The organism is Streptomyces luteosporeus, assembly GCF_039532865.1.
GTDB lineage: Bacteria > Actinomycetota > Actinomycetes > Streptomycetales > Streptomycetaceae > Streptomyces > Streptomyces luteosporeus.
Map to the genome: position 1 here is coordinate 78,727 of NZ_BAAASL010000004.1, position 25,657 is coordinate 104,383.

Below are 25,657 nucleotides of genomic sequence, written 5' to 3' on the forward strand. Positions count from 1 at the left end.
GCCACCACGGCGCCCGTAGGGGCGCGGGGAACTGCGCGACAAGCCACGACGCGCCCGCAGATTGCCCGGACCCCGGGATGGTGTGTCAGTTGCGGGCCGTCGCCGGCCGATCGCGCCCACGCGGCGGCAGCCGCAGATCAGACGCTGTCCCGCGCCCCTTCGGGGCGCGTCCTAGCTCGTCACCAGGTGTTCGGCCAGGGCGCCGACGAGGGCCGTGCGTTGTTCGACGAGGTAGAAGTGGCCGCCTGGCAGCACGTCCAGGGTGAAGCCGTGCGGTGCCACGTCGGCCCAGGCCGCCATGTCGGCGGGCGTGACGGCGGGGTCCTCGTCGCCCACGTAGGCGTGCACGGGGCAGCCCACCGGCACGGCGCTGCGCGGGCCGTAGGTGCCGACCAGGGTGAAGTCGGCCCGGATGGCGGGCAGGAGCAGCTCCACCAGGTCCGGGTCGTCCAGCAGCGCGTCGTCGGTGCCGCCCAGCCGGCGGACCTCGGCGATCAGGGCGGCGTCGCCCTGGGTGTGCAGGGGCCGGGGGGTCAGCCGGTGCGGGGCCTTGCGGCTGGAGACGTGCAGGGCGGCGGGGCGCACCCCGTGCCGGCTCTCCAGCCGCAGTGCCAGCTCGTACGCCAGCGAGGCGCCCATGCTGTGGCCGAAGAGGGTCAGCGGCACGTCCAGGAAGGGCAGCAGCGCGGCGGTGACGCTGTCGGTGAGCTCGGCCATGTCGTCGATGCAGGGGTCGGCCATGCGGTCGTGCCGTCCGGGGTAGCGCGCGACGAGGACCTCGGTGTCGTCGTCGAAGGCCGCTCCCCAGGGGTGGAAGAAGCTGGCCGAGCCGCCGGCGTGCGGCAGGACCAGCAGCCGCCTGCGCGGCGCGGCCGTCACCGCGTAGCGGCGGAACCACCGGATGCTGTCGGTGCTGTGCATGCTGCCGGCCTGCGTCCGTGCCGCGCTCATCGGGCGTACTCCACCGGCTGCGCGCCGGCCGTGGCGACCAGGGCGGCGAAGTTGACGGCCTCGGGCACGGGCAGCCCGGTCAGGGCCCGCCGGACGGCCGTGGCCACGCCCACCCCGGCCCTCTCCTGCGCCTCGGCGGTGCTCGCGCCGAGGTGGGGGGTGACGACGACGTTGTCCAGGGCGAACAGCGGGGAGTCGGTGCACGGTTCGGCGGCGAAGACGTCGAGGGCGGCGCCGGCGACGCGGCCCTCGGTCAGCGCCCGGTACAGCGCGTTCTCGTCGACGATGCCGCCGCGGGCGGCGTTGACGATGCGCACCCCGGGCTTGACGCGGCGCAGCGTGGCGGGCCCGAACAGGCCGGCGGTCTGCGGGGTGCGGGGCAGGTGGACGGTGAGGAAGTCGGACTCCGCCAGCAGTTCGTCGAAGGAGACCGGCAGGGCGCCGGCGTGGGCGGCGCTCGCGGGGGTGACGTACGGGTCGTAGGCGAGGACGCGCATGTCGAAGGCGGCCATGCGGCGGGCCACCAGCGTTCCGATGCGGCCGAGGCCGGCGATGCCGAGGGTCTTGCCGGCCAGTTCGGTGCCGCCGAAGCGGCTGCGGGCCCAGTGGCCGGCGGTGAGGGCCGCGTGGGCCTGCGGGATGTGGCGGGCGAGGGCGAGCAGCAGGCCGACGGTGTGCTCGGCGGCGCTGACGACGTTGGCGTCGGGCGCGTTGACCACCAGGATCCCGGCCCGGGTGGCCGCGTCGACGTCGACGTTGTCCAGGCCCACGCCGGCCCGGGCGACGACCTTCAGTCGGGTGCCGGCGGCCAGGGCCCGGGCGTCGAGCCGGGTGGCGCTGCGCACGAGCACGGCGTCCGCCCCGGGCAGCGCGGCCCGCAGGGCCCGCGGGTCGGCACCGGTGCAGTGCCTGGTCTCGAAGCCGGGGCCCAGGGCGGCGAGCGTGGCCGGGGAGAGCTCCTCGGCGATCAGCACCACTGGCTTGTCCATGACGTGTTGGCCTTTCGTGTGGGGTGATGCCTCAGCCGTCAGCTGGTGACCAGCTCGGCGGGGGTGGCCGGGATCTCGGTGTCCCAGGTGCGCGGGTCGCCGAAGTGCCGCTCCACCCACTCGGGGTCGTAGAGCGAGTCGAGGTAGCGGTCGCCCTGGTCCGGGGAGAGGGCCACGGCGGTGAGCTGCTCGCCGCGCGGGCGGCCCGCGAGCCAGCGCTGGGCGCCGCTGACGACGGTGCCGGTGGAGCCGCCGAAGAGGAAGCCCCGGCGGGCCATGGTGTGGCAGCACTCCAGGGTGTCGCGCTCGGGCACCATCACCACCTCGTCGACGAGGGAGGAGTCCAGCAGCTGCGGGCGCACGCCCGCGCCGAGCCCGGGGATGTAGCGGGGCACGGCGGGCCCGCCGAAGGTCACCGAGCCGATGCTGTCGACGGCGACGATGCGTACGGGCCGTTCCTGCTCGCGGAAGTAGCGGGCGAGGCCCATGAGCGTGCCGGTGGTGCCGGCGCCGACGAAGAGCACGTCGAGTTCGGGGAACTGCCGGGCGATGGCGGGTCCGGTGCTGCGGTAGTGCGCGAGCCAGTTGTGCGGGTTGACGTACTGGTTGAGCCAGACGTAGCGCGGGTCGAAGTCGCACAGCCGCTGGACGTAGTCCAGCCGGGCGCCGAGCAGGCCGCGCTCCTTGTCGGGGCGCGAGATGACCAGGACGCGGGCGCCGAAGGACTCCATCAGCCGCTTGCTCGCGGGGTTGCAGCGGGAGTCGGTGACGCACAGGAAGCCGTAGCCCCGGTGCGCCGCGATCATGCTGAGGGCGACGCCGAGGTTGCCGGAGGAGGACTCCACGAGCACGTCGCCGGGCGTGAGCAGGCCCTCGCGCTCGGCGGCGAGCACCATCCCCAGGGCCGCCTTCAGTTTGACGGAGCCGGCGAGGTTGATGCCCTCGTACTTGAGGTGGAGCGGCACGTCGAGGACCGGGCGCAGGTCGACGAAGACGTCGTCCGCGTTGATCTCGTAGGGGGCGGTAATGATCGTCACGGGATCACCAGTTCCCTGGGGTCGGTAGGGGTCGGGCCGCCGCTAGCCGGTGGTGCGGCCGTAGCGGTCGGTCTCGTGGAAGAAGCCCTCGACGTGGGCGAGGCGGCCCTCCTCGCGCAGCCGGTCGTGCACGTAGCGGCCGAGGGCGATGTCGAGGACGCCCAGGCCGAAGGGCGAGAAGACCACGGGCCGGTCCGCCGGCAGCTCCACGCGGCCTTCGAGGACGTCGAAGAGGGTGCCGTCGATGAAGTCGCGGTTGCCGGTGAGCTGTTCGGCCAGGTGCGGGGAGGTGTCGGCCTTCAGGCAGTGCTCGACGTCGTCGAGGATGTTGGTGGAGGCCAGCAGGATCTCGGGGGCGAGGTCGCGCAGCGAGACGTTGAGCACGAGCGGGTTGTGGGAGAACCAGGCGGGGTCGTGCACGTGCGGGGTGCCCGCCACGGTGGCGAAGACCACCAGGTCGCTGGAGGTGATGAGCTCCTCGGCGCTGCCGTGCACCACCACCGGGGCGTCGCCGGGGGCGGAGGTGAGGTAGTCGGCGAAGGCCTCGGCGTGGTGCGCGGACAGGTCGTGCACGCCCAGCTCGTCGAAGGTCCAGCCGGTGGCCTGCAGGTAGTGGTGGACGTAGCGGGCGATGAGCCCGGTGCCGACGAAGCCGATGCGGCGCGGGCGCGTCCCGCGGCTGAGCCGGTCGGCCGCCAGCGCCGCGGAGGCGGCGGTGCGCGAGGCGCTGATGATGGAGCTCTCCAGGCACGCGAACGGGTAGCCGGTGACGTGGTCGTTGAGGATGAGCACGGCGGAGGCGCGGGGGATGCCGGCGGCGACGTTCTCGGGGAAGCTGGAGATCCACTTCAGGCCGTCGGTGGGCTTCTCGCCGCCGACGGAGGCCGGCAGGGCGATGATGCGGGCGCTGGGCCGGTCGGGGAAGCGCAGGAAGTACGAGGGCGGGTTCACCGAGCTGCCGCGGCCGTGCAGCGTGTAGACCTCCTCCACCAGGTCGAGGACCTGCTTCTCGTGGCCCGTGAGGACGTCCGCGACCTGGGCGCCGGTGATGACGGCGAAGGGCGGCACGAGGGGCTGGGGGGACATGACGTGCTCCATCTGTGGGTGGGTGTGCGGGTGCGGTGCGTCAGTCGAGGGCGGGTACGGTCACGGGGTCGCCGAGCATGACGGCGATCTCCCGCCGGCCCTCGTAGGGCTCGCGGCTGTGCGCCATGCGCAGGTTGTCCACGACGAGCAGGTCGCCGCGCTGCCAGGCCTCGCGCAGGGTGTGCTTCTCGTACACCTCGTTGATGGCGAGCACGGTGTCCTCGTCGAGCGCGGAGCCGTCGCCGTAGCGGCTGTTGAACGGCAGCCCGTCGTCGCCGAACTCGAACTTCAGGTACTCGCGGATCACCGGGTCCAGCGTCCACTCGTTGAGGAAGGCGATCTGGTTGAACCAGGCCCGCCGGCCGGTGACGGGGTGGGTCAGCACCGCGGCCGCGCGCTGGCGGGTGCGCAGGTCGCCGTCGGGCCGCCAGGTGCAGCTGATGCCGCGCTCGGCGCAGTACGCCTCGATGCCGGCGCGGTCGGCGGTGCCGAAGGACTCGGCGAGGGAGACGCCGACGGTCTCGGTGTAGTTGCGGTCGAGCAGCCAGCCGAGCTCCTCGAAGCGGGCCACCAGGCCGGCGGGCAGCGCCTGCAGGGCGTCCTGGGAGTCGGCGACCCCGGTGACGCCGCCGGACTCCGGTGCGCTCAGGCAGGCGAAGAGCAGCGTGCCGGGCACCTCGCGGGCGTAGGAGAGTTCGTGGTGCATGCACATGGGCTGGTCGGCGGGCCACTCGGAGGAGGAGTACACGCCCTCGGCCAGGGTCTGCCGGGTGGCGAAGCCCTCGCGTTCGGTCATCACCTCGTGCAGCAGCGCCCGGCCCACGCGGCCGACGCTGCGCGCGTCGGTCAGGCCCAGGCCGCGGACGAGGAGCGCGCCGTGCTCGGCGACGGTCGCCTGCAGCCGGGCGCGGTGCTCCGCGGCCCAGGCGGCGGGGTCGGCCGGTGCGGGGCCGTCGAGGACGAGCACGGCGGGCCGGCCCTCGGTGCGCACGACGTCGAAGGGGGCGGCGGCGTCCGTGGTGCGCGGCGCCGCGGTGGCAGTGGCGGGGGTGGTGGCGTTCGTCGTACGGGCCGCCGGTGCCGCCGTCTCCTGCACGGGTGCGGCGGTCTCCTGCGCGGGTCCGCCGTCGAGCAGGGAGGCGAGTGCGGTCAGCGTCGGGTTGCGCCGTACGTCCTGCAGGGTGAAGGCGCGGGCCATGCGGACGACGAGCTGCACCGCCGACAGGGAGGTGCCGCCGCGGTCGAAGAAGTCGTCGTACCGGCCGATCTGTGCGACGGGCAGCTTGAGCACGGCGGCCCAGGCGTCGGCCAGGCGGCGCTCGGCGTCGGTGCTCGGCGGCTCGTGCGCCACGGTCGCCTCGGGCGCGGCGAGTTCGGCGGCGAGGGCGGTGAGCGCCCGCTTGTCGGTCTTGCCGTTGGGCGTGAGCGGCAGGGCGTCGAGGCGTTCGAGCCGGCCGGGGACCATGTAGGGCGGCAGCGCCCGGGCCAGGGCGCGGCGCAGCTCGTCGGCGGGCAGGTCGGAGCCGGTGTGGAAGCCGACCAGGTGGCGGCCCTCGTCGGGGCTCTCGACGACCACGACGGCGCTGTCGCGCACGCCGGGCAGGCGCAGCAGCTGGTTCTCGATCTCGCCGATCTCGATGCGGAAGCCGCGGATCTTGACCTGGGCGTCGCGCCGGCCGAGGAACTCCAGGGTGCCGCCGGGCAGCCAGCGGCCGAAGTCGCCGGAGCGGTACAGGCGCTGCCCGGGGCGGTGCGGGTCCTCGCCGAAGGCGGCGGCGGTGCGCTCGGGGTCGCCCACGTAGCCGCGGCCGACGCACACGCCGGAGAAGACGATCTCGCCGGGGGCGCCGAGGGGCACCGGGCGCAGCTGCTCGTCGACGACGTAGACGCAGACGTTGGCGACGGGCCGGCCGAGCGGGACGGAGTCCCACACGGGTGCGGCGGTCATGACCTCGTGGTTGGTGTCGTCGCAGGTCTCGGTCAGGCCGTAGGCGTTCATCAGGGTGATGTGCGGGAAGCGTTCGAACCAGCGCACGGCCAGTTCCTTCTTCAGCGCCTCGCCGGTGACGGACACGCAGCGCAGGGCGGGCAGGGCGCGCGGGCTCTCCTCCAGCCGGGCCAGGACCACCTCCAGGTAGGAGGGGACGGCCTGCAGGACGGCGACCTCGCCGCGCTCGATGGTGTCGAGGTAGCGGTCGACGTCGAGGATGGCGTCCTGTTCGACGATCAGGGTGCGGCCTCCGACGACGAGGGCGGCCAGCAGCTGCCACAGGGAGATGTCGAAGGACTGCGGGGCGGTCTGGGCCACCACCTGGCCGGCCGCGATGCCCTGGTCGTCGATCTTGGCGTAGAGGTGGTTGACGAAGCCGGCGTGCTCGCACATCGCGCCCTTGGGCTCGCCGGTGGAGCCGGAGGTGAAGTACAGGTACGCGAGGTGGTCGGCGGCCACGGGCACGCCGGGGTCGGTGGCGGGGTGGTCCTCGGCCGCGCCCGCGGCGACGGTGAGCGTCGGCAGGTCGTCGGGTGCGGCGAGGCGCAGGTGCGTGGTGCTCGCGTCCTCGGTCAGCACGAGCCGGCAGCCGCTGCGCCGCAGGACGCGGGCCATGCGGTCGACGGGGGCGGCGGGCTCGACCGGCAGGTAGGCGGCGCCGGCCTTGAGGATGGCGACGACGGCGGTGAGCCAGTCGAGGTTGCGTTCGGTGACGACGGCCACGACGGCCTCGGGGCCGATCCGGCGGGCGAGCAGCGCGTGGGCGAGGCGGTTGGCGCGGGCGTTGAGCTCGGCGTAGGTCAGCGTGGCGCCGGCGTGCTCGGCGGCGACGGCGTCGGGGCGGGCGGCGGCCTGCTCCTCGAACAGCTCGTGGAAGCGCCGGTCGGGCACCGGGCGTACGGGGCCGGCCAGTTCGTGGATCTGGTGGTGGTGCTCCTGCGGCGTCAGCAGGCTGCGCTCGCGGACGGCGGAGGCGGGGTGCTGGGTGAGGTGGTCGAGCGCCGTGAGGTGGTAGCCGGCGATGCGGCCGGCGGCCTCGGCGTCGAGGACGTCGGTGCGGTAGCGCAGCAGCAGGGCGGGGCCCGCGGGGGTCAGGCGCAGCACGGCGGCCAGGACGGTGCCGGGGTGCGGCTCGGGCAGGGTGCCCTCGGGGTGGGCGAGGTCCAGGGCGGTCTCGAAGGCGCCGGCGGCCGCCTCGCCGGCGGCGGCGCGGGCGGCGCCGGCCAGCAGCTCCTCCCACGTGCCGCCGTCGGCGGTCAGGGCGAGCGGCCGCAGGGGCCCGGCCGCGGCGGGCGGTGCGTAGCCGGTGAGCACGGTGCTCTCGCCGCCGAGGGCGGCGAGGACGGCGGCGTGGGCGGCGAGCAGGACCGGTCCCCAGCCGGTGCCGGTGCGCCGGGCGAGCAGGCGGACGCGGGCCGCGAGCCGGGCGGGGGCCGGCACGCTCACCTCGGCCCAGCGGGCTTCGGTGGTGCCGGGCACCACCCGGCGGGGTACGAGCCGCTGGGGGGCTGCGGTGGTGGTCATGGCGTGCTCCCTTCGGCGGCCTGGGCGGCGTAGGGGGTGGCGGTGAAGGGGGCGTCGCTGAGGCCGTCCCACTCCTCGCCGCGGACGGCGGCGACGAACGCGGAGACGCGCTCGGCGCCCCAGAACGCCTCGCGGCCGTTGAGGAAGAAGGGGACGCCGAAGGCGTCGTCGTGGTAGGCGGCGATCAGGCAGGCGACGCCCTTCAGGCGCAGCACCGGGTCGTCGACGGCGTCGCCGAGGGAGGCGGGAAGGCCCAGGTCGGCGGCGATGGCGGCGATGGTGGCGCGGTCGGACAGGTCGCGGCCCTCGTGCCAGCGGGCGCGGTAGGCGAGGTCGACGAACTGCCGGCCGCAGCCGGCCTCCTCGGCGGCGATGTAGGCCAGGTGCGCGACCTCCCAGTGCGGGTCGCGGTCGACGGGCCAGGTGACCTGCCAGCCGCGGGCGTGGGCCCAGCGGCGGGCGTCGCGCAGGATGTAGAAGTTCTTCGAGCGGTGCATGGGCATGACCGGGAGGGTGACCCCGGCCTCGTCCAGCAGGCGGGTGGACTCCTCGTCGGGCTCCCAGTAGGGGATCCACTCGATCTCGTCGAGGACGTCGGGGTGGTTCTCGCTCAGGTCGCGGTAGGCGAACCACGAGTAGGGGCTGCGCAGCGAGAAGTACCACCTGGGGTTCTTCTTGCGCCGTCCGGTGCTCACAGGGATATCCCCCCGTCGATCTGGAAGACGGATCCGGTGATGTAGCCGGCGCGGTCGCCGGCGAGGAAGGCGACGAGCTCGGCGACCTCCTCGGCGGTGCCCATCCGGCCGAGCGCGACGCCGGCGAGGGCCGCCTCGCGCTGCCGCTCGGGGACGGCGGTGACCATGTCGGTGTCGACGAAGCCGGGGGCGACGGTGTTGACGCGCACGCCGTAGCGGCCGGTCTCCTTGGCCAGGGAGCGGGAGAAGCCGATGATGCCGGCCTTGGTGGCGGCGTAGTTGGTCTGGTTGGCGTTGCCGTAGATGCCGGCGACGGAGGAGATGTTGACGATGCTGCCGCGGCGGCGCTTCATCATGGCGAAGGCGGCGGCGCGGCAGACGTGGAAGACGCCGTCGAGGTTGGTGGCCACGACCGCGCGCCACTCCTCGTCGCTCATCAGCACCAGGCCCTTGTCGCGGGTGATGCCGGCGGAGGTGACGGCGGTGTCCGGGGCGCCCAGTTCGCTCTCGGTGGCGCCGACCCAGGCGCGGACGGCGGCGCCGTCGGCGACGTCGACGCGGTGGTGCAGGACGCGGGCGCCGAGTGCCTCGGCCTCCTTGGCGACGAGGTCGGCGGCGTCCTGGTTGGAGTGGTAGCAGAAGCTCACGTCGTAGCCGTCGGCGGCGAGCCTCAGCACGACGGCCCGGCCGATGCCGCGGGAGCCGCCGCTGACGAGCGCCACGGGCCTGTTGTCGGTCATCGGTCGGCCTTCCTTACGGGGTCGGTTGCGGGCGCCTCGGGGCGCAGCAGGGTGGCGGGGCGGAAGGCCATGACCATGCTGGAGACGGTCATGACGGTCTCCTCGCCGCGGTGGCTGGTGCCCTCGAAGACGACGGAGTCGGCCAGGGCCCTGCTGATGCGGACGCGGTGTTCGAGGACGTCGCCGGGGTGCACGGGCAGGTGGAAGACGGCGTCGGCGACGGAGCCGAAGAGCATGACCTGCCCCTGGGGGGTGTCGGCCATGGCGGAGGCGAGCAGGCCGGCGCTCTGGCCCCAGGACTCCACGAGCAGGGAGCGCGGGTAGTCCAGCGGGGCGCCGGCCGGCAGGTGGGCGTACCAGGGTTCGCCCAGGGTGACGGCCTTGACGGTGCGGATGCTGCTGCCGGGGACCATGTCGAGGACGCGGTCGACGAGCAGCATCGGGTAGCGGTGCGGCAGCAGGTCGGTGACCTGCGGCAGGGCGGGGGCGGCGGTGGTCACCGGGCGTCTCCTTCGGTCGCGAAGCGCAGCCGTACGGAGGCGGCCCTGCCGCGCTCGGTGGTGGCGGTGGCGCGGCAGACCAGGCCGGCCGGGGTGCGGCGCCAGGCGAGGTCGAGGGTGAGCGTGTCGCCGGGGTAGACGGCGCCGGCGAAGCGGGCGGACTCCACGGCGGCGAGGTCGCCGGCGGCGGGGGCGGCGCTCCCGTCGGTGGCGGCCCGCTGCACGCATTCGAGGACGCAGACCCCGGGGAAGATGGGGAAGTCGGGGTAGTGGCCGGCGAAGACGGGCTCGCCGGGGCCGATCTCGGCGCGGGCACTGCTCGCCAGGCCGTCCTCGGTGCGGGCCAGGACGTGCACGTCGGCGCTGACGGGGCTCGCGCCGCGCACGGGCACGGTGCTGCTCATCGGCCCACCAGCCTCAGGACGGCGCAGGCCAGGGAGCCGTCGCGGTCGGCGGAGGTGATGACGGCGACGCGGCCGGCGGCCGCGGGGTCGTCGGCGGCGGTGGCCAGGACCATGGCGATCTGGAAGGAGCCGGAGGCGGCGGAGACGTCGCCGATGCGGGCGACGGCGGGCACGCGGCCCAGCGCCTCGGTGCCGCAGATCTGCTCCAGCACCTCGTGTTCGAGGTGGCCGAGGCGGCCGGGGGCGTCGCCCGGGGCGGCGGCCCAGACCTCGGCGGGGTCGGTGCCGGCGGCGGCCAGGGCGTCGCGCACGCAGTCGGCGAGGACGTCGCGGACGCGGGCGCCGGTGGCCACCCGGCTGCGCACGGCGAGGACTTCGGCCAGCGGCGGCCGCTCGGGGCGGTGGCTGCCGGCGGGCTGGACGAGCAGGACGGCGGCGCCCTCGCCCAGCGGTACGCCGGGGGCCTCGGCGCCCCGGCTGTGCCGCTCCAGCCAGTAGCGGGCGGCGGAGTACTCCTCGGCGGCGGCGCACAGCACGGTGTCGGCGCGGCCGGAGGACAGCAGGCGGGTGGCGTAGTTCAAGGACAGCAGCCCCGCGGCGCGGCCGCCGGCGAGGGTGGTGTTGGGGCCCTTGATGCCGTACCAGATGGCGCACTGGCCGGCCGCGCAGTTCATGACGGCGTTGGGCATCACGGCCGGGTCGACGTCGTAGGGCCGCTCGCCCTCGAGGGAACTGCGGGTGAAGTCCATCATGCTGGCGGCGCTGCCGGTGGTGGTGGCCAGCACCAGGGCGGCGCGCTCGCCGGTCTCGCTCTCCTCGGCGCTGCCGGGCTGCCCCAGCAGGGAGCCGACGGCGGCGACGGCGAGGCCGGTGACGCGGTCCATGGAGCGGGTGCCCTTCTTCCCGAGCACCTCGCGGGTCTCGAAGCCGGGCACGAGGTGGGCGCGGGTGGTGGGCACGCCCCAGCGTTCGGTGTCGACGGGGGCGACGGTGGTGCGCCGGTCGCGCAGCCCTTCGGTGAACGCCTCGGCGCCGATGCCGTACGGGGAGACCGCCGACCAGCCGGTGATGACGGCGCGGGCGGGTGCGGGGGCGCTCATGCCGCCGCCTTGCGGGGTGTGGACAGGGCCGCGAGGGTGGCCTCGTCCATGTCGGCCATCTCCCACTGGTTGGGGGCGGTCTCGGTAAGGTAGCCGTGGGTGATGGTGCCGGTGGCGGTCTTCACGAGCTGTCCGTCGCGCAGCACGTAGCAGTCCATGCGGTGGGTGTAGAGCAGGGACTTGAAGATGTTCTCCACCGTGTAGACGGTGTAGAGCTCCTCCTCCATCACCGTCTCGTCGAGGAGTTCGATGCGGGACTGGGTGACCACCGGGATCCAGCCGCGGCCGTCGAGGACCTGCTTGATGGCCAGGCCCCGGTCGGCGAGGAAGAGGTCCTCGGCCTCCTCCATGATGCGCAGGAAGCCGGACATCTGGACGCGCTCGTTGAAGTGGCAGTAGAAGTACGGCATCCGCCAGCGCCAGCCGAAGGCGTTGGTGTCGCCGACGAGTTCGGCAAGGACGGGGTCGGCGGTGGTGCCGCGGCCGGCGGTGAACTCGCCGTACGGCAGCGGGGTGGCGGCGACGTCCCGGCGCTCGCCGGTGCCCAGGCGGGCGGTGGCGAAGCGCTCCAGCCCGGCCGGCCAGGGCTCCTCGGCCTTGATGTGGTCGTCGATGCGCAGGGCCACCCGGACGGTGGAGCCGGCGCACTTGACGCGCTTGCCGTCGCGCTCGACGAACATCTCCACCTTGAAGCGCAGGCGGTCCTCGCCGTCCTTGGTGGTGGGGGTGACCTGGGCCTCGACCTCGTCGTCGACGGCCAGCAGGGCGCCGAGCCGGGAGTGGACGTCGACCACGTCGAAGCCCAGGCCGTGGCGCCGGTAGAGCTCGCCGGCGCTCAGGCCGGCCTCGCGGAAGTGGTGCAGCACGGCGGCCTCGGCCAGGTAGCTGATGTGCTTGAAGCCGATGGCGAAGCTGATGTTGTTGCCTTCGAAGCCGGGGCGCAGCCGCCCCGTGGTGGGGTTCTCCAGCAGTGCCGTCACGGCGGGATGGGGCGTCGGGCCCATCACGGACTCCTTCTCGTCGGGCGTGGGGTCGTTCAGATGCCGGCCGCCGGGGCGGCGGCGGACAGGGGTCGCGGTGCGGGGCCGGCCCGCTCGGCGAAGTCCTGCACGGCGCCGGCGAACCAGGCGGGCCGTTCGAGCATCGGGAAGTGGCCGCAGCCGGGCTCGATCAGTGCCCGGGCGGCGGGCAGCCGGGCCGCCAGGTGGCGGGCCTCGGCGACCGGGGCCGAGCGGTCCTGCTCGCACCCGATCACCAGGGCCGGGGTGGTCACCTCGGCCACGGGCAGGAGCGGGGTGCGCAGGTACGCCTCGAAGAAGCGGAGCCAGCCGTAGGGTCCGATCCACTCGGTCATCCGGCGTGCCATGTCGGCCAGCAGGTCGGCGTCGATGGGACGGCCGGTGGTGCGCAGGCGGATGGACTCGGTCATGGTGCGCGGGAAGTCGTCCAGGGTCGGCGCGATCATGTTCCAGTGGAAGTCGTCCGCGTCGCTGCGGTAGAAGGGGTTGACCAGGACGACGCCGGCCACGGGCAGCGGGTCGCCGGCCGCGGCTCTGCGGCTGAGCAGGTCCAGCAGCACCACGGAGGCGAACGAGTGGGCCACCACGACGTCGGCGCCGCCGGGCGCCGCCTCCAGGACGTCCTGGAGGCGGCTGGCGGAGTCGGTCTCGTGCCGCCAGGCGGCGATGCCCTCGCTGTGCCAGGGCAGGCGGGGGGCGTGGACCTGCGTCCCCGGCCGCCAGTGGGCGGCCAGGGGCTGGAAGATCATCTCGTTGTTGCCCAGGCCGTGCAGCAGGACCACGCGCGTCATGCCGCCTCCTTCGGGGCGAGCAGGGCCGCGCCGGCGCCGCCGGCCAGGGCGTAGACGGGCCCGGGGCGGCCTTGCGCGAACCAGCCGGCCGCGGCGGCGCACTGCACGACGCCCAGGGCGCCGGAGAGTTCGCCCCAGCCGTCGAGGGCGAGGTGCTCGGCGTCGCCGGGCACGGCCCGGCCGTCGCCGGCCAGCCACATCCGGCCGCCGGGGGCGCGCCGGCCGAGCTCGCCTGCGGTGCCGGCGGGATCGGCGGTGCGCACGACGGGGCCGAGCAGGGCCTTGACGGGGGCGGTGGGCGTGCGGGTGACGACGAGGGCGGCGCCGCCGTCGGCGACGGGCCCGCCGACCAGGCGGCGGGTGACCTCGTTGTCGGGTTCGACGCCGGTGACGAGCATGTGGTCGGCGCGGCCGGAGCGGACCATCAGCACCGCCCAGCGCACGGCGTCCAGGCCGGAGCCGGTGCCGTTGCAGACGGTGAGGTTGGGGCCGCGCAGGCCGTAGCGGATGGCGGTCTCCGAGGCGATGATGTTGCTGGAGGCGTTGGGGGTGTCCATGGGGCTCAGGGCGCCGGTGGACTCCTTGGCGATGGTCTCCACCGCCCGGCAGACGGTGTCGGCGTTGCCGAGGTTGGAGCTGACGACGACCCCGATGCGGTCGCCGGGCACGGTCGGTCGCCCGTCGGCGAGCAGGCCGGCGTCGGTGAGCGCGGCGTGGGCCAGGTGCAGGCCGACCTGGGTGGCGCGGTCCTTGAACCGCAGGCCCTTCCTGCCGATGCGCTCGGCCGCGTCCACGGGGGGCGCGCCCTCGGGTACGGGCCGCAGCAGGTCGCGGGGGTCGGCGGCGCCGGGCAGGGCCACCGCCACCCCGCTGACGACGACTTCACTCCCGGCGACGTCGGTCACGGCGGTTGTCATGCGGCACCTCCCACGATCGCGACGGCGTTGACGCCGCCGAAGCCGAAGCTGTTGACCTGCGCGGTGCGCAGCGGCGCGGTCAGCGGCCGGCCGGTGACCAGGTGCAGGTCCGCGCCCTCGGGCAGCGGGTCGTAAAGGCCCGCGATCGGCGGCACGACGCCGGAGCGCAGTGCGGACAGGGCCGTGATCAGCCCGAGCAGGCCGGCGGAGCCCGAGGTGTGCCCGGTCAGCGACTTGATGCCGGTCAGCGCCGGCCGGCTGCCGGCGAAGACCTCGGCGGTCACGAGCGCCTCCGTACGGTCGTTGAGCGGGGTGCCGGTGCCGTGCAGGACGACCAGGTCGATGTCGGCCGGGGTCAGCCCGGCCCGCTGGTGGGCCTGGTGCACGGCCGCGGTGACGCCGCCCGGCTCCGGCGCGGTCTGGTGGTGGGCGTCGCAGTTGACGGCCACCGAGCGCAGCCGGCCGTGCACCGGGCGGCCGGCTACGGGATTGCGGGTCAGCACGACGGCGGCCGCGCCCTCGCCGAGGATGGTGCCCTGGCGCGCGGTGTCGAAGGGGCGCACGGCGGGCGGCGGGTCGAACTGGACGCGGTCGGCCTGGCCGAACATCGACTCGGTGACCACGTCGCAGCCGGCCACGATCACCGTCTCCGCCTCGCCGAGCTCCAGCAGGTCCCAGCCGAGGGCCAGGGCGTACAGGGAGGCGGAGCAGGCACCGGCGAAGGTGTGGGTGTCGACGGCCCCGAAGCGGTGGCGCAGGGCGGCCTCGAAGTGCAGGCCGTCGGCGTCGAAGGGGACGCCGTCGCGCCACCACAGCTCCAGCGAGCGCAGCTCGCGCAGGCCGGTGCCGACCAGGACGGGGATGCCGGCGAGGTCCTCGCCGAGCCCGGCCTCCTCGGCGGCCTGGGCGACGGCCTCGATGAGGAAGCGGGTGGCCCGCCCCGGCTCGTCCACGCCCTCGGCGGGCCGGTCGTCGATCTCGAAGAGCTGCTGGGCGTTGAAGCGGCCGCGGTCGAAGGCGCGCAGCGGTGCCAGTCCGCTGCGGCCGTCGCACAGGCTGCGGAAGATCTCCTCGGGAGCCGCCCCGATGCTGGCGACGGCTCCGGTGCCGGTGATGGCGTACGTCATGCCGCCGCCCCGGCGCGGTCGCCGGCGGTGTACTTGCCGAGGATGACGATGGCGTTGTTGCCGCCGAAGGCGAGGCCGTTGTTCTGCACGACGCGCAGGTCGGCGTCGACGGCGTGGTTGGGCACGCAGTCGATCTCGCACTCGGGGTCGGTGCGGTGGTGGTTGATGGTGGGCGGGATGAAGCCGTGGGTGATGGCCAGGCCGCAGGCGATGGCGCCCAGGGCGCTGGCGGCGCCCATGGTGTGGCCGAGCATGGACTTGAGCGAGATGGTGCGCGGGGTGGCGGCGCCGAAGACCTTGCGGATGGCGCCGGCCTCGGTGATGTCGTTGGCCTTGGTGCCGGTGCCGTGCGCGGAGATCAGGTCGACCTCCTCGGGCTTGACGCCGGCGTTGTCCAGGGCGAGGGCCATGGCCTGGGCGACGCTGTCGCCGTTGGGGGCGACCTGGTGGTAGGCGTCGCAGTTCAGGCCGTAGCCGAGGACCTCGGCGTAGATGGTGGCGCCGCGCTCCAGCGCCGAGTCCAGGCTTTCGAGGACCAGGACGCCGGCGCCCTCGCCGGTGAGGATGCCCTTGCGGTCGACGTCGAAGGGCTGGCAGCACTCGGGGGCGATGGTGCCGAGCCGGTAGAAGCCGGTGAACGTCTTGCGGCACATGGCGTCGGCGCCGCCGCACAGGGCGTACTCCACCTCGCCCGAGCTCACCGCGTCGAAGCCGTAGCCGATCGCGTAGTTGCCCGCGGAGCAGGCGGTCGCGATGGTGGGCGCCTCGACGTCGGTGAGCTCCAGTTCCTGGGCGATGGCGGTGGACAGCCGGGCGGCGGAGACCCGGCGCACGATCTGCGGGTCCATCCGCTCGGGTCCGTCGGCCAGTTCGGCCGCGACCAGCCGGTCGAGCTCGTAGGACTCGCCGTCGGTGGTGCCGACGGAGACCAGGCCCCGCCGGCCGGCCAGGTCGGCGGGGTCCAGGCCGGCGTCCTCGACCGCCATCCGCGCGGCGGCGACGGCGAAGCGGCTGGCCCGCCCCAGCTCCTCGACGGGGGTGCGCGAGATCCACCGCCCGGGCTCGAACCCCTTGACCTCGCACCCGTTGACGTGGGCGAAGCCCTCGACGTCGAACACCGATATCGGGCTGACCCCGCTGCGGCCGGCCCGCAGGCTGGCGGTGAACTCCTCGGCACCGATGCCGATGCTGGATATGACGCCGAAACCGGTGAGCACCACCCGGCGTCTCCCGGCTGCGGCACCGGGGCGTTGTGCGGACATGCTGTTCCCCTTCAGACCTTCGGACCTGCGGATCGGCGGCAGCGTGCGCCGGGTCAGCGGACGGGGGCCTCCGCGACGACCTGGTAGACGCGCTCCAGGTTGACCATCTGGGCCAGTTCGGACTGGTCGATGCTGATGCCGAACTCCTTCTCCAGGGAGGCCAGGATCTCGATGGCGCGCAGCGAGTCGGCGCCGTGGTCCTCGATGAAGAGGCTGGTGTCCGTCACCTCGTCCTCCTCGAGCTCGAGGATGTCGCAGACGATCTCCTTGACGGCGGTGCGGCGCTCATCGGTGAGGGTCGACATGATGGTTCTTCTCCTTGACGGCGAATTGACGCGAAAAAATGGGGCGATGGGGCGGGGGACGCTTCAGGAAGCCTCGGCGGCCATGGCCGCGGCGAGGCTGCGCGGACGCATGTCGGTCCAGTTCTCGTTCACGTAGTCCAGGCATTCCTGGCGGCTCGCCGTGCCGTGCACGACATTCCAGCCCGCCGGAATCGCGGCGAAAGCGGGCCACAGGGAATGCTGGCCCTCGTCGTTCACGAGCACGTTGTACTCGGCGTTCTCGTCCTCGAATGGATTGGCCATCGAGACTTCCCTCCGTGACGCGGTCAGTCAATTGCGGTCGACCTTATGCAGCTTGGGATCGCGGCGACAAGGGCTGTTGAGGAAAGCGCCGCGCCCGGTGTTTGAGATATTCCAATGAAAGGACTTCGATAATGCGTTGCACGGTTTTCGGCCACTGCTCCGCCGGACCCCTCCCGGCCGGTCCGCCGGGCCGTCGCCCCGGCCGGGCCGGGCCCCGCGGCCGCCGGTGCTCACCCGGTTCCGTGGGCTCCGGCACCACGGGTCACCTTCGGCATCAAGAAATTTCTCGGCAGCCGGACGCGCCCGCGGCCCGGCGCGGTTACCTTGGGGCCGCCGCCCGCCGGGCGCGGGCACGGATCGCGCGCAGCATCGACCTGCGGGTCAGCCCGCTGCCGCAGCGCACGACGAGCCAGTAGCGCAGGAACCGGCGCCTGGTGGCCTCGTCGGTGGCGAGGATGCGGGTCTCGGTGCTGAGCACCCCGCCGGCGTAGCGGACGTTCATCCCGATCTTCAGTAGGCCCGGTCCGTGGTGATGGGCGACGAGGTCGGCCGTGCCGCCCTCGGGCCGGGGGCGTCCCTCGTCCATCGTGTCGACGCCCACGAAGAGGAACTCGTCCTCGCCCGCCGGAACGACCTCGCCCATTGCGCCGAGGGAGTCCTCCACAATGCGGCGCCCGGCTGCGACATCCGCGCCCGTCACGGCCATCAGGGCCCTGGCCAGCGGTGCTTCGCCCCAGGTCGTGGCGTGGACTGCCGCCATCACCGGTTCCGGCGGGAGGTGGACGGGCAGGCGGTGCACTTCCCGGAAGTGCCATCGGGGCAGCAGCCGGTCCAGCGCGGAAGGGGGGTTGCGGCTCATGCCGGCTCCTGGAGATCGGTGACGCCACGAAACCCGCCCCGGCTGCCGAGCGGCAACCGGGGCGGGGGGCCATTCAATGAGCCGGCCGCGACCTGCGACAACCGCGTATCGAATCCTTGGAAGCGGGCCCGGGCCGGCACCGCCGACGCCCGCCTACACTGCAGCAATGCTCATGAATTCCCGGGGCCCGCTGCGCAGACGGGCCGTCCAGGTCTTATGCGCGACGGTGTGCGCCGCCGCTCTGCTCGTCGCCGCGCTCCTGTTCACCGAGGCCGGCTGGCGGACCGTCACGCCCATGGCCACGACAGTCGTGGTGACGTTCGCGCTCCTGGGCTGGTGGCCGCGGACCCGGCCCCGGCTCGTGCCTGCGGCTCTTGTGGTGGCCTCGACGACCGGCGCCGCGACCGCCGTCACCGGCTCTCCCCGCTCGCTGGGCGCCACCGGTCTGATGGCGCTGGTCGAGATCGCCGTCTCGCTGCTCATGATCTTCATGGTGGTGCGGTTCGCGACGCCCCGGCGCTCGGCGGCCGCCGCCACGGCGCTGGCCCTGAGCGAGTCGACGGTGACGTTGCGCCTGGAGACCCCGGCGAACCTCACCGCGGCCCTGGGCCAGTGCGCCCTGTTCATGCTGGCCGGCGGGGTGGCGGCGTTGGTCGGCAGCTATTTGCGGTCGCTGGACGCGCGCCGGCTGCGCTCCGTCGGCGAGGCCCGCAAGGCGCAGCGCATGCAGCTCGCGGCCGATCTCCACGACTTCGTGGCGCACGACGTCTCGGGGATCGTGGTGCTGGCCCAGGCCGGTCAGGTCATGGGGGAGGCGGCCCGGCCGGAGCAGCTGCTGCCGCTGCTGCAGCGCATCGAGGCCGCCGGCCTGCAGGCACTGGCCTCGCTCGACCGCACGGTGCTGATGCTGAACGACTCCCCCGCCCGGACGGCTGCCGAGCCCGGCGAGGTGCGCCCGAGCCCGTACGGGCTGGCCGACATCACCGACCTGGTGGAGCGCTTCCGGTCCTCCAGCCGCTCGGAGGTGGAGTACGACTGCGATGTCACCGGCGAGGCGGCCGACGCGGTGCCGCGCGAGGTGGCCGCCACCGCCCACCGCCTGGTGGCCGAGGCGCTGACGAACGTGCGCCGGCACGCCGTTTCGGCCATGCGGGTACGCGTCTTCGTGCGCATGGAGGGCGCCGGGCAGGACCGTACGTTGCTGGTCGGCGTCGTCAACGGGAACCGGGCGCTGACCGACGGCGCCCTGGGCAGCAGCCGGCTCGGCGGTGGTACGGGACTGGCGGGCCTCGAGGAGCGTGTGGTCGCCCTGGGCGGCACTCTCGGGGCGGGCCCGCACGGCACCACGGGCTGGCAGGTCCGGGCGTCGTTCCCGCTGGCGGGGGCCGTCCGGTGATGCTCGCCGGTGGTCGCCGTCAGTGGTAGAGGAAGCCGGAGAACAGGGGCAGTCCCCCGAAGGGGTCGGCACCGGCCACGCAGGCGTCCTTCTTGACGAACCGCTTGACGTAGGCGGCCCCGTCGGTGCCGCCGGAAGCCGGCTTGTCCGGCGGGAGATAGGTCCGGGCGAAGCGGTAGTGGGCGCCCCGCCACTTCGACAGCGCACGGTCCAGCTCGTGCCAGGACGCCTCCAGCCGTTCGTCGGAGGTCTCCTGCAGCACCGCGGACAGCGGCTGGTGGTTGCGCACCTCGGGGTCGTTGAGCACCTGAAGGTGGCCGATGGAGCCGAATATCTGCTCCTTGCGCGGGTCGAAGCCGTATACGGAGATCTCCATGGCGTGGTAGTTCAGGGACTGCACCGCGCTCGCCGCGCCGGTGTAGTCCCGGAAGGTCATGAAGCCGGCCGGGGTGAGCGTCAGCAGCACGCCGAAGACCTCGCCGAGCAGCCGGGCACAGGCCACGGCCAGCTCCAGCCGGGTCGCGGCGCGCGCCGGGAACTCCTCCTTGGTCGCGGCCACTTCCACTGCGAGACGCCGTACCAGGAAGAACAGGTTCTCGCAGGCCTGGACCGAGCGCAGGAACACGTATTCCTCGTGCTGGTCGGAACGGGGAAAGCGCGTGCACTCGGCGAGCAGTGCAGTGCGCCGCCCCATCACGGGGTCGACCGCCGCCCGGTCGACGAGGTCGCCGATGCGCACCTGCAGCAGGGGGTCCACCACGATGGCCCGCACGGCCAGGGCGACGTCCTCCAGGCGCTTGATGCGCTCGTCGCCGGCGCCCGGGTGGCGGCCGGTGTCCCAGGCCGCGCGCTCGATCTCGGCCAGATCGGTCAGCGTGGTGTGCAGGGCCAGCAGCGCCCCGGCCACCGGATCGTCGGGAAAGAGGTCGAGGAACCAGCCGTAGACGTGCATGCAGGTGTAGCGGTAGTACTCCGGTATCTCCAGCTCGCGGCTGAGGGAGCGGGTCAGCAGCCGGGTGACCTCGTCGGCGCCGATCGCGCCGGCGGGCAGCTCGTCGTGGAGGGCGGCCAGCGCCTCGGCCTCGGCCGGCTCCAGCCGGGCCCGGCCGCGCGTGCGCTGCAGCTGCGCCGCCTCGCGCTGCTCGGCGGTCAGCAGGGCTTCGATCGTGCTCGTGGCCGCGGTCATGCCTTCCTCCCCACCACGAGGTGCTTGTCCCAGCTGGAGCGGTGCACCGAGCAGTCGCCGAAGCCGGCCTCCTGCAGAAGGGCCGTGTACTCGGCCGCGGTGCGGTGGCGGCCCTGCGTCTCCACGTGCATCGACAGGTTCATCACGGCGGTCGCCATGGGTCCGCCGTCGTCGTCGAAGAGGCGCTCCATCAGCAGCACCCGACCACCGGGCGAGCACGCGTCGTACGCCTTGCGCAGCAGCTCGACGCAGGTCTTGTCCTCCCAGTCGGAGAGGATGTAGCCGAAGGAGAGGCAGTCGGCGGCCGGCAGCGGGTCGCGGAAGAAGTCGCCGGCCACGAAGGACAGCCGCTCCCCGAGTCCCTCCGCCTGCCTGGTGCGATCCAGGAACGGCCCGACCTCGGGCAGGTCGAGGACGGAGACGGCGAGCTGCGGGTAGTGGCGCAGGGCCGCCACGGCGAAGGCCCCGCTGGCTCCCCCGACGTCCACCAGGGTGCGTACGTCCTCCAGGCCGGCGAGCCGCACGAGTTCCTTCGAGACCTCGAAGCTCAGGTTCCACATGGCCTCCAGGAATTCCCCGGTGGCCGCTTCGTCGCGGTAGATGGAGTCGAACGGTGCGGGACGGCCCGCGTCCGCCACCGCCTTCCCCCGCGCGAGGTAGTCGTCCAGCCGGGTCAGCTGGCCGGTGGTGTTGGTGACCAGGTGGCGGACGAAGTCACCGAGGTAGCGGGGGCTCCGGGGGTCGAGCAGGGCCGCATGTCCGTCCGGGACACGGTAGGTACCGCCGGGGGCCCGCTCGACGACGGACACCGCCGCGAGGACGAGCAGCAGCCGCTCCAGGGTCTCCTCGTCGATCCCCCGGGCCGCGGCAATGCTCGCGGAAGTGGCCGGTCCTTCGGTGATCAGATGGGTGAAGACGCCATGCTTGTCCGCCAGGTGCAGCGCATGGGTCGAAAACACGCCGAATACGGCGTGGTCGAGACTGCTGGAAGTCATCGGTTCCTCTCAGTGCACGCTGGATTCCGCACGGCCGGAAATGCCTGTGGCAGAAAGGGGATCGTCGGCCAGTATCAGCACCGGCCGGACAGGTACGGACACTCCGCAACGAATATTTCGATACAGCGGTGCCCGTCGCCACGGAAAGGCTCCAGGGTGACGGAAGCCAATGCCGTCAGGAGCTGTTGATGCAGACAATCGTTGATCTGGCCGAGTACGGTTCACGTTTCACTGTGGATCCGTATCCGATTTACGCCGAACTCCGCGAGAAGGGACCGGTCCACCGGATCCGCAGTCTCGAGGGCGAGGAACTGTGGCTGGTGGTCGGCTACGAGGAGGGGCGCGAGGCGCTCACCGACCCCCGGCTCAGCAAGCGGCCCCTGCCGGTCCTGCTCGGAATGGTCGAGGGCGCCGGCGCCTTCAGCAACATGCTGCAGAGCGACCCTCCGCAGCACACCCGGCTGCGCAAGCTGGTCACCCGCGAGTTCACCGCCCGCCGGATCGAGTCGATGCGGGCAGGCATCGAGCGGGTGACGCACGAACTGCTCGACGCCATGCTGGCCGCGCCGGACCACCGGGCCGACCTGGTGCAGGCGCTGGCCTTCCCGCTGCCGATCACCGTCATCTTCCAGTTGCTGGGCGTGCCGACGCAGGACGCGGCGACCCTGCACGCCTGGTCCACCGACCTCATGACGCCCCAGAGCCCCCAGGCGGAGGCCGAGGCCGCCCAGAACCTGGGCACCTACCTCGTCAAGCTGGCCGAGGACAAGCGCGTCACGCCCGGCGACGACCTGCTCAGCGGCCTGGTCCGGGTGGTGGACGGCGAGGAGGACATGCTCTCCCAGGACGAACTGCTCGGCATGTGCTTCCTGTTGCTCATCGCCGGACACGAGACCACCATCAACCTCATCTCCAACGGCGCACGCGCCTTGCTGCAGAACCGGGACCAGTTCGAGGCGTTGCGCAAGGACCCCTCACTGATCCCGGGCGCGGTCGAGGAGGTACTGCGGTACGACGGCTCGGTCGAGACGTCCACGGACCGCTTCACCACCGAAACCGTGGAGATCGGCGGGGTGACCATCCCGCCGCACCAGAAGGTGCTCATCGCCCTCAATGCGGCCAACCGCGCACCGGAGCGCTTCGCGGACCCCGACCGGTTCGACATCCGCCGCGACGCGCGGGGGCACCTGGCCTTCGGGCACGGCATCCACCACTGCCTGGGCGCCCCGCTGGGCCGCCTGGAGGCGCAGATCGCCTTCCGCGCGCTCGTCGAGCGCGTGCCGACCCTGGAGCTCGACGCCGATCCGGCGGAGCTGCCGTGGGTGTCGGGCCTGCTCATCCGCGGCGTGCGCACGCTGCCGGTGCGCTGGACGCCGACCGCCTGAGGCAACCGCCCTTCCCTCCCTCCCCTGTCACGAAAGGGCTCCTCCATGTCCTCCGGGCTGTCCCCCTCCCCCGCCCGGCACCGCCGGGCCGGCGGGCCGCTGCTCCCCTCGCTCGTCGGTATCCGCACCGTGTCGGCGACGATCGTGTTCGTCCTCCACATCATCCAGGTAGGGGTGTTCTCGGACGTCGCCCTCAGCGAGAACCTCAACACGTACTTCTGCAAGATCGGCTTCGTCAGCGTCGGCTTCTTCTTCCTGCTCAGCGGCTTCATCCTGACCTGGTCGGCCCGCGAGGGCGACCGTCCCCTGCGCTTCTGGCGCCGCCGCCTGGCCCGGATCTACCCCAGCCACCTGCTGGTCTGTGCGGCCGCCCTCGCCCTGCTGGCCGAGCGCGGCACCGAGCCGAAGGCCGGTGACGTCATCCCCTCGATCTTCCTCGTCCAGGCCTGGACCTCGAACGAGACGGTCTTCTGGGGGATCAACGGCCCCAGTTGGTCGCTGGCCGGCGAGGTGTTGTTCTACCTGGCCTTCCCCCTGCTCCTGCGCCTGGTGCGCAGGATCCCGGCCCGCCGGCTGTGGCTGTGCGCCGGCGGCCTGGTCGGCGCGGTGGTCGCGGTGGCCCTGGTGGCCCACCTGACGGTCTCGGGCGAGCCGCAGACGCCGTTCATCAAGGCGTCCTGGGAGCAGCAGTGGACCGTCTTCAACCACCCGGCCGCGCGCATGCTGGACTTCACCCTCGGCATCGTCATGGCGCGCATCCTGCAGACGGGCCGTTGGATCCGCCTCCCCTTCCCCGTCGCGGCCGCCACGATCGTGCCCGGGTACCTGCTGGACCTGTGGCTGCCCGACACCTTCGGCATGGTGGCACCCACCGTCGTCCCGCTGGCGCTGATCGTCACCTCGGCTGCGGCCGCCGACCTCGCCGGGCGGCCGACCGGCTTCCAGGGGCGGGCCATGGTGCGCATGGGCGAGATCTCCTTCGCCTTCTACCTCACCCACACCCTGCTGATCATCTTCGGTCCCATCGGCCGGTCCGGGCACCCCTGGTCGCTGGGCCAGGGGCTGGGTCTGATCGCCCTGACCTACGTGCTCTCGCTCGCGGTGGCCTGGGCGCTGTGCCACGGCGTCGAGCGCCCGCTGGCCCGCCGCCTCGGCGGGCGTTCGGGCCGCCCGCGCACGGCGCCGGCGGCCGGGGCCGGGGCCGAGGGCGCCGACCGCGAGCCGAAGGCCGGCGCATGGACGGCGTGATGATCGAGGTCGAGGGCCTCACCAAGGCCTTCGGCTCCATGGTCGCGCTCGACGACGTGCACCTGACCGTGCCGAGGGGGTCCGTGCTGGGTCTCCTCGGCCACAACGGGGCCGGCAAGACGACGCTGGTGAGCATCCTCAGCACTCTGCAGCAGCCCTCGAAGGGCCGGGCACGCGTCGCCGGCTTCGACGTGGCCCGGCAGGGCGTCGAGGTGCGCCGCCGCATCGGCCTGACGGGGCAGTACGCGGCCGTGGACGAGACCCTCTCCGGCCGGGACAACCTGGTCCTGATCGCCCGTCTGCTGGGGGCGAGCCGGGCACAGGCGGCCACCCGGGCCGACGAGCTGCTGGAGGTCTTCCGGCTGACCGGCGCGGCCGGGCGGCGCGCGAAGACCTATTCGGGCGGCATGCGCCGCCGGCTCGACCTGGCGGCCGGCCTGGTCGGGCGTCCGGAGGTGATCTTCCTCGACGAGCCGACGACGGGCCTGGACCCGGCGGCCCGGCGCGATCTGTGGACCGTCGTCGAGCGCCTGGTGGGCGACGGCGTCACGGTCCTGCTGACCACTCAGTACCTCGAGGAGGCCGACCACCTGGCCGACTCGATCACCGTGCTGTCCGGCGGCAGGATCGTGGCCTCCGGCACGGCCGAGGAGCTGAAGTCCCGGGCGGGCCACCGGCAGGTGAGCGTGTTGCTGCACAGCGACGCGGACCGCGGCCGTACCGATGACGCCCTGCGCCGCGCGGGCCTGATGCCCGTGCCCCACGACGCGGACGGCCCGGCCCTGACCGTGCCCGTCCGGGACTCCACGCAGATCGCCGCGGTCGTGCGGGCCGCGGACGAGGCGAACGTCGAGATCGCCGGTCTCGCCTACGCCGAGCCCACCCTCGACGACGTGTACCTGGCCCTGAACCACGTCACCGCCCCCGCTAGGCAGGGAAGTTCCTCATGAGCATCGTCACCGGTCCGGTGACCGGGCGCCGGCCGGCCCCGGGCGCCGTTCAGCAGGCCGGGCCGCGCCCGCCGGAGTACGCCGGCGCGGGCACGGTCCGGCAGATACGGGTCCTGGCCGGCCGCTCGCTGCGCGCCCTGCGCGATCCCGCCCTGGTGTTGCCGGGTGTGCTCGAGCCGATCCTGATGCTGACCGTCTTCAGTCAGGTGTTCAAGAGCGTCTCGCAAACCTCCGCGTTCCCGGCGGGCGTCAGCTACATCGACTATCTGCTGCCGGCCTTCCTCGTCACCAGTGCGGTCAGCACGGGTCTGAAGTCCGGTGTGGCGCTGACCACGGAGCTGAACAACGGCATCATCGCGCGGTTCCGCTCCATGCCCATCCGCACCTCCTCGATCCTCATCGGCCGCAGTATCGCCGACACCGCGCTGAGCACCGTCAACATGGTGGTGCTGCTGGTGTCCGGTGCGCTGGTCTTCGGCTTCGACCCCGCGGGGGGCGTGGCCGGCGCGGCCGGCTGCCTGCTGATCGCCACGGTGCTGAGCTGGTCGCTGGGCTGGGTGTTCATGGCGCTGTCCGCGTGGCTGCGGCGTCCGGAGGCGCTGCAGCCGGTCGGCGGCATCATCAACCTGGTGCTGCTGTTCGCCTCCAACGCCTTCGTGCCCGCGGACGGGTTGCCGTCCTGGCTGCGGCATGTCGCCGAGGTCAATCCGATGTCCCGGGCCATCACCGCGGCCCGCGACCTGTCCGCGGGGCACTGGGGGGCGGGTACCCTGCTGGCCCCGCTCGCCATCTGCGCGGTGATCGCGGCCGTCGCCGCGCCGCTGGCCGTACGCAGCTTCCGCCGCGCCCGCTGAATCCGCTCGTCCTGCCGACAACGCGCCGGCCCGGAACCGTCCTTCACGGTTCCGGGCCGGCGCGT

The 25,657-nt window shown here is 73.4% G+C and carries 24 protein-coding genes and 1 pseudogene; 5 read left to right on the forward strand and 20 right to left on the reverse strand.

Going from position 1 to position 25,657, the window contains the following annotated elements; all coding sequences use genetic code 11:
- Positions 1 to 171: 171 nt before the first annotated feature.
- From ABD361_RS06245 to ABD361_RS06330, 18 genes and pseudogenes are all read right to left on the reverse strand, one after another.
- Complete coding sequence (locus ABD361_RS06245) at positions 172 to 951, reverse strand: thioesterase II family protein (RefSeq protein WP_344433753.1); 780 nt, start codon at positions 949 to 951, stop codon at positions 172 to 174.
- Between the two features lie 14 nt (positions 952 to 965).
- A pseudogene (locus tag ABD361_RS06250) lies at positions 966 to 1,940 on the reverse strand (hydroxyacid dehydrogenase); the annotation flags it as partial.
- Between the two features lie 38 nt (positions 1,941 to 1,978).
- Positions 1,979 to 2,977: a 2,3-diaminopropionate biosynthesis protein SbnA gene (gene sbnA, locus ABD361_RS06255; RefSeq protein ID WP_344433754.1), complete on the reverse strand. Its 999-nt coding sequence runs from the start codon at positions 2,975 to 2,977 to the stop codon at positions 1,979 to 1,981.
- Positions 2,978 to 3,019: 42 nt separating this feature from the next.
- Positions 3,020 to 4,063 (reverse strand): 2,3-diaminopropionate biosynthesis protein SbnB, encoded by a 1,044-nt coding sequence (gene sbnB, locus ABD361_RS06260; protein WP_344433755.1) that lies wholly within the window; start codon positions 4,061 to 4,063, stop codon positions 3,020 to 3,022.
- 40 nt (positions 4,064 to 4,103) lie between these two features.
- A complete protein-coding gene (locus ABD361_RS06265) occupies positions 4,104 to 7,577 on the reverse strand; it encodes a non-ribosomal peptide synthetase (protein ID WP_344433756.1) in 3,474 nt (1,157 codons plus the stop codon).
- Positions 7,574 to 8,272 (reverse strand): 2-hydroxychromene-2-carboxylate isomerase, encoded by a 699-nt coding sequence (locus tag ABD361_RS06270; protein WP_344433757.1) that lies wholly within the window; start codon positions 8,270 to 8,272, stop codon positions 7,574 to 7,576. Before ABD361_RS06270 ends, ABD361_RS06265 begins: the two co-directional genes overlap by 4 nt.
- The gene (fabG, locus tag ABD361_RS06275) at positions 8,269 to 9,012 is read right to left on the reverse strand and encodes a 3-oxoacyl-ACP reductase FabG (protein ID WP_344433758.1); all 744 of its coding nucleotides are present in this window, start codon (positions 9,010 to 9,012) and stop codon (positions 8,269 to 8,271) included. Before fabG ends, ABD361_RS06270 begins: the two co-directional genes overlap by 4 nt.
- On the reverse strand, positions 9,009 to 9,512 hold the full coding sequence (locus ABD361_RS06280) for a 3-hydroxyacyl-ACP dehydratase FabZ family protein (protein WP_344433759.1): 504 nt from the start codon (positions 9,510 to 9,512) through the stop codon (positions 9,009 to 9,011). The genes fabG and ABD361_RS06280 overlap by 4 nt, the downstream gene beginning before the upstream one ends.
- Positions 9,509 to 9,916: a 3-hydroxyacyl-ACP dehydratase FabZ family protein gene (locus tag ABD361_RS06285; protein ID WP_344433760.1), complete on the reverse strand. Its 408-nt coding sequence runs from the start codon at positions 9,914 to 9,916 to the stop codon at positions 9,509 to 9,511. The genes ABD361_RS06280 and ABD361_RS06285 overlap by 4 nt, the downstream gene beginning before the upstream one ends.
- On the reverse strand, positions 9,913 to 11,016 hold the full coding sequence (locus ABD361_RS06290) for a beta-ketoacyl synthase N-terminal-like domain-containing protein (protein WP_344433761.1): 1,104 nt from the start codon (positions 11,014 to 11,016) through the stop codon (positions 9,913 to 9,915). Before ABD361_RS06290 ends, ABD361_RS06285 begins: the two co-directional genes overlap by 4 nt.
- Positions 11,013 to 12,020, reverse strand: coding sequence for an acyl-CoA thioesterase family protein (locus tag ABD361_RS06295; RefSeq protein ID WP_344433762.1), 1,008 nt, complete (start codon positions 12,018 to 12,020; stop codon positions 11,013 to 11,015). Before ABD361_RS06295 ends, ABD361_RS06290 begins: the two co-directional genes overlap by 4 nt.
- Positions 12,021 to 12,052: 32 nt before the next feature.
- Positions 12,053 to 12,826 (reverse strand): alpha/beta fold hydrolase, encoded by a 774-nt coding sequence (locus tag ABD361_RS06300; protein ID WP_344433763.1) that lies wholly within the window; start codon positions 12,824 to 12,826, stop codon positions 12,053 to 12,055.
- Positions 12,823 to 13,743: a beta-ketoacyl synthase N-terminal-like domain-containing protein gene (locus tag ABD361_RS06305; protein ID WP_344433764.1), complete on the reverse strand. Its 921-nt coding sequence runs from the start codon at positions 13,741 to 13,743 to the stop codon at positions 12,823 to 12,825. Before ABD361_RS06305 ends, ABD361_RS06300 begins: the two co-directional genes overlap by 4 nt.
- Positions 13,740 to 14,870 carry a beta-ketoacyl synthase N-terminal-like domain-containing protein gene (locus ABD361_RS06310; protein WP_344433765.1) on the reverse strand — a complete coding sequence of 377 codons (1,131 nt, stop codon included), beginning with the start codon at positions 14,868 to 14,870 and terminating at the stop codon, positions 13,740 to 13,742. Before ABD361_RS06310 ends, ABD361_RS06305 begins: the two co-directional genes overlap by 4 nt.
- Positions 14,867 to 16,132: a beta-ketoacyl-[acyl-carrier-protein] synthase family protein gene (locus tag ABD361_RS06315; RefSeq protein ID WP_344433766.1), complete on the reverse strand. Its 1,266-nt coding sequence runs from the start codon at positions 16,130 to 16,132 to the stop codon at positions 14,867 to 14,869. Before ABD361_RS06315 ends, ABD361_RS06310 begins: the two co-directional genes overlap by 4 nt.
- A gap of 53 nt (positions 16,133 to 16,185) precedes the next feature.
- Positions 16,186 to 16,437, reverse strand: a complete 252-nt coding sequence (locus ABD361_RS06320; protein WP_344433767.1) for an acyl carrier protein — start codon at positions 16,435 to 16,437, stop codon at positions 16,186 to 16,188.
- A 63-nt stretch (positions 16,438 to 16,500) separates the two neighbouring features.
- Positions 16,501 to 16,719 (reverse strand): MbtH family protein, encoded by a 219-nt coding sequence (locus ABD361_RS06325; RefSeq protein ID WP_344433768.1) that lies wholly within the window; start codon positions 16,717 to 16,719, stop codon positions 16,501 to 16,503.
- Between the two features lie 319 nt (positions 16,720 to 17,038).
- Positions 17,039 to 17,578: a hypothetical protein gene (locus tag ABD361_RS06330; RefSeq protein WP_344433769.1), complete on the reverse strand. Its 540-nt coding sequence runs from the start codon at positions 17,576 to 17,578 to the stop codon at positions 17,039 to 17,041.
- 166 nt (positions 17,579 to 17,744) lie between these two features.
- Between ABD361_RS06330 and ABD361_RS06335 the strand changes: the two genes are divergently transcribed.
- A complete protein-coding gene (locus ABD361_RS06335) occupies positions 17,745 to 18,974 on the forward strand; it encodes a sensor histidine kinase (protein ID WP_344433770.1) in 1,230 nt (409 codons plus the stop codon).
- A 19-nt stretch (positions 18,975 to 18,993) separates the two neighbouring features.
- Here ABD361_RS06335 and ABD361_RS06340 read toward each other — a convergent pair whose 3' ends face one another.
- Together ABD361_RS06340 and ABD361_RS06345 are read right to left on the reverse strand one after the other, a co-directional pair.
- On the reverse strand, positions 18,994 to 20,160 hold the full coding sequence (locus tag ABD361_RS06340) for a tryptophan 2,3-dioxygenase (protein WP_344433771.1): 1,167 nt from the start codon (positions 20,158 to 20,160) through the stop codon (positions 18,994 to 18,996).
- Positions 20,157 to 21,155, reverse strand: a complete 999-nt coding sequence (locus tag ABD361_RS06345; protein ID WP_344433772.1) for a methyltransferase — start codon at positions 21,153 to 21,155, stop codon at positions 20,157 to 20,159. The genes ABD361_RS06340 and ABD361_RS06345 overlap by 4 nt, the downstream gene beginning before the upstream one ends.
- A 188-nt stretch (positions 21,156 to 21,343) precedes the next feature.
- Between ABD361_RS06345 and ABD361_RS06350 the strand changes: the two genes are divergently transcribed.
- Genes ABD361_RS06350 through ABD361_RS06365 form a run of 4 tightly spaced genes read left to right on the forward strand, consistent with a single transcriptional unit; the run spans position 21,344 to position 25,592 of the window.
- Positions 21,344 to 22,540, forward strand: coding sequence for a cytochrome P450 family protein (locus ABD361_RS06350; RefSeq protein ID WP_344433773.1), 1,197 nt, complete (start codon positions 21,344 to 21,346; stop codon positions 22,538 to 22,540).
- Between the two features lie 45 nt (positions 22,541 to 22,585).
- A complete protein-coding gene (locus ABD361_RS06355) occupies positions 22,586 to 23,788 on the forward strand; it encodes an acyltransferase family protein (protein WP_344433774.1) in 1,203 nt (400 codons plus the stop codon).
- Entirely contained in the window at positions 23,776 to 24,738 is a 963-nt protein-coding gene (locus tag ABD361_RS06360; RefSeq protein ID WP_344433775.1) for an ATP-binding cassette domain-containing protein, read from the forward strand. Before ABD361_RS06355 ends, ABD361_RS06360 begins: the two co-directional genes overlap by 13 nt.
- The gene (locus ABD361_RS06365; protein ID WP_344433777.1) at positions 24,735 to 25,592 is read left to right on the forward strand and encodes an ABC transporter permease; all 858 of its coding nucleotides are present in this window, start codon (positions 24,735 to 24,737) and stop codon (positions 25,590 to 25,592) included. The genes ABD361_RS06360 and ABD361_RS06365 overlap by 4 nt, the downstream gene beginning before the upstream one ends.
- Positions 25,593 to 25,657 lie beyond the last annotated feature (65 nt).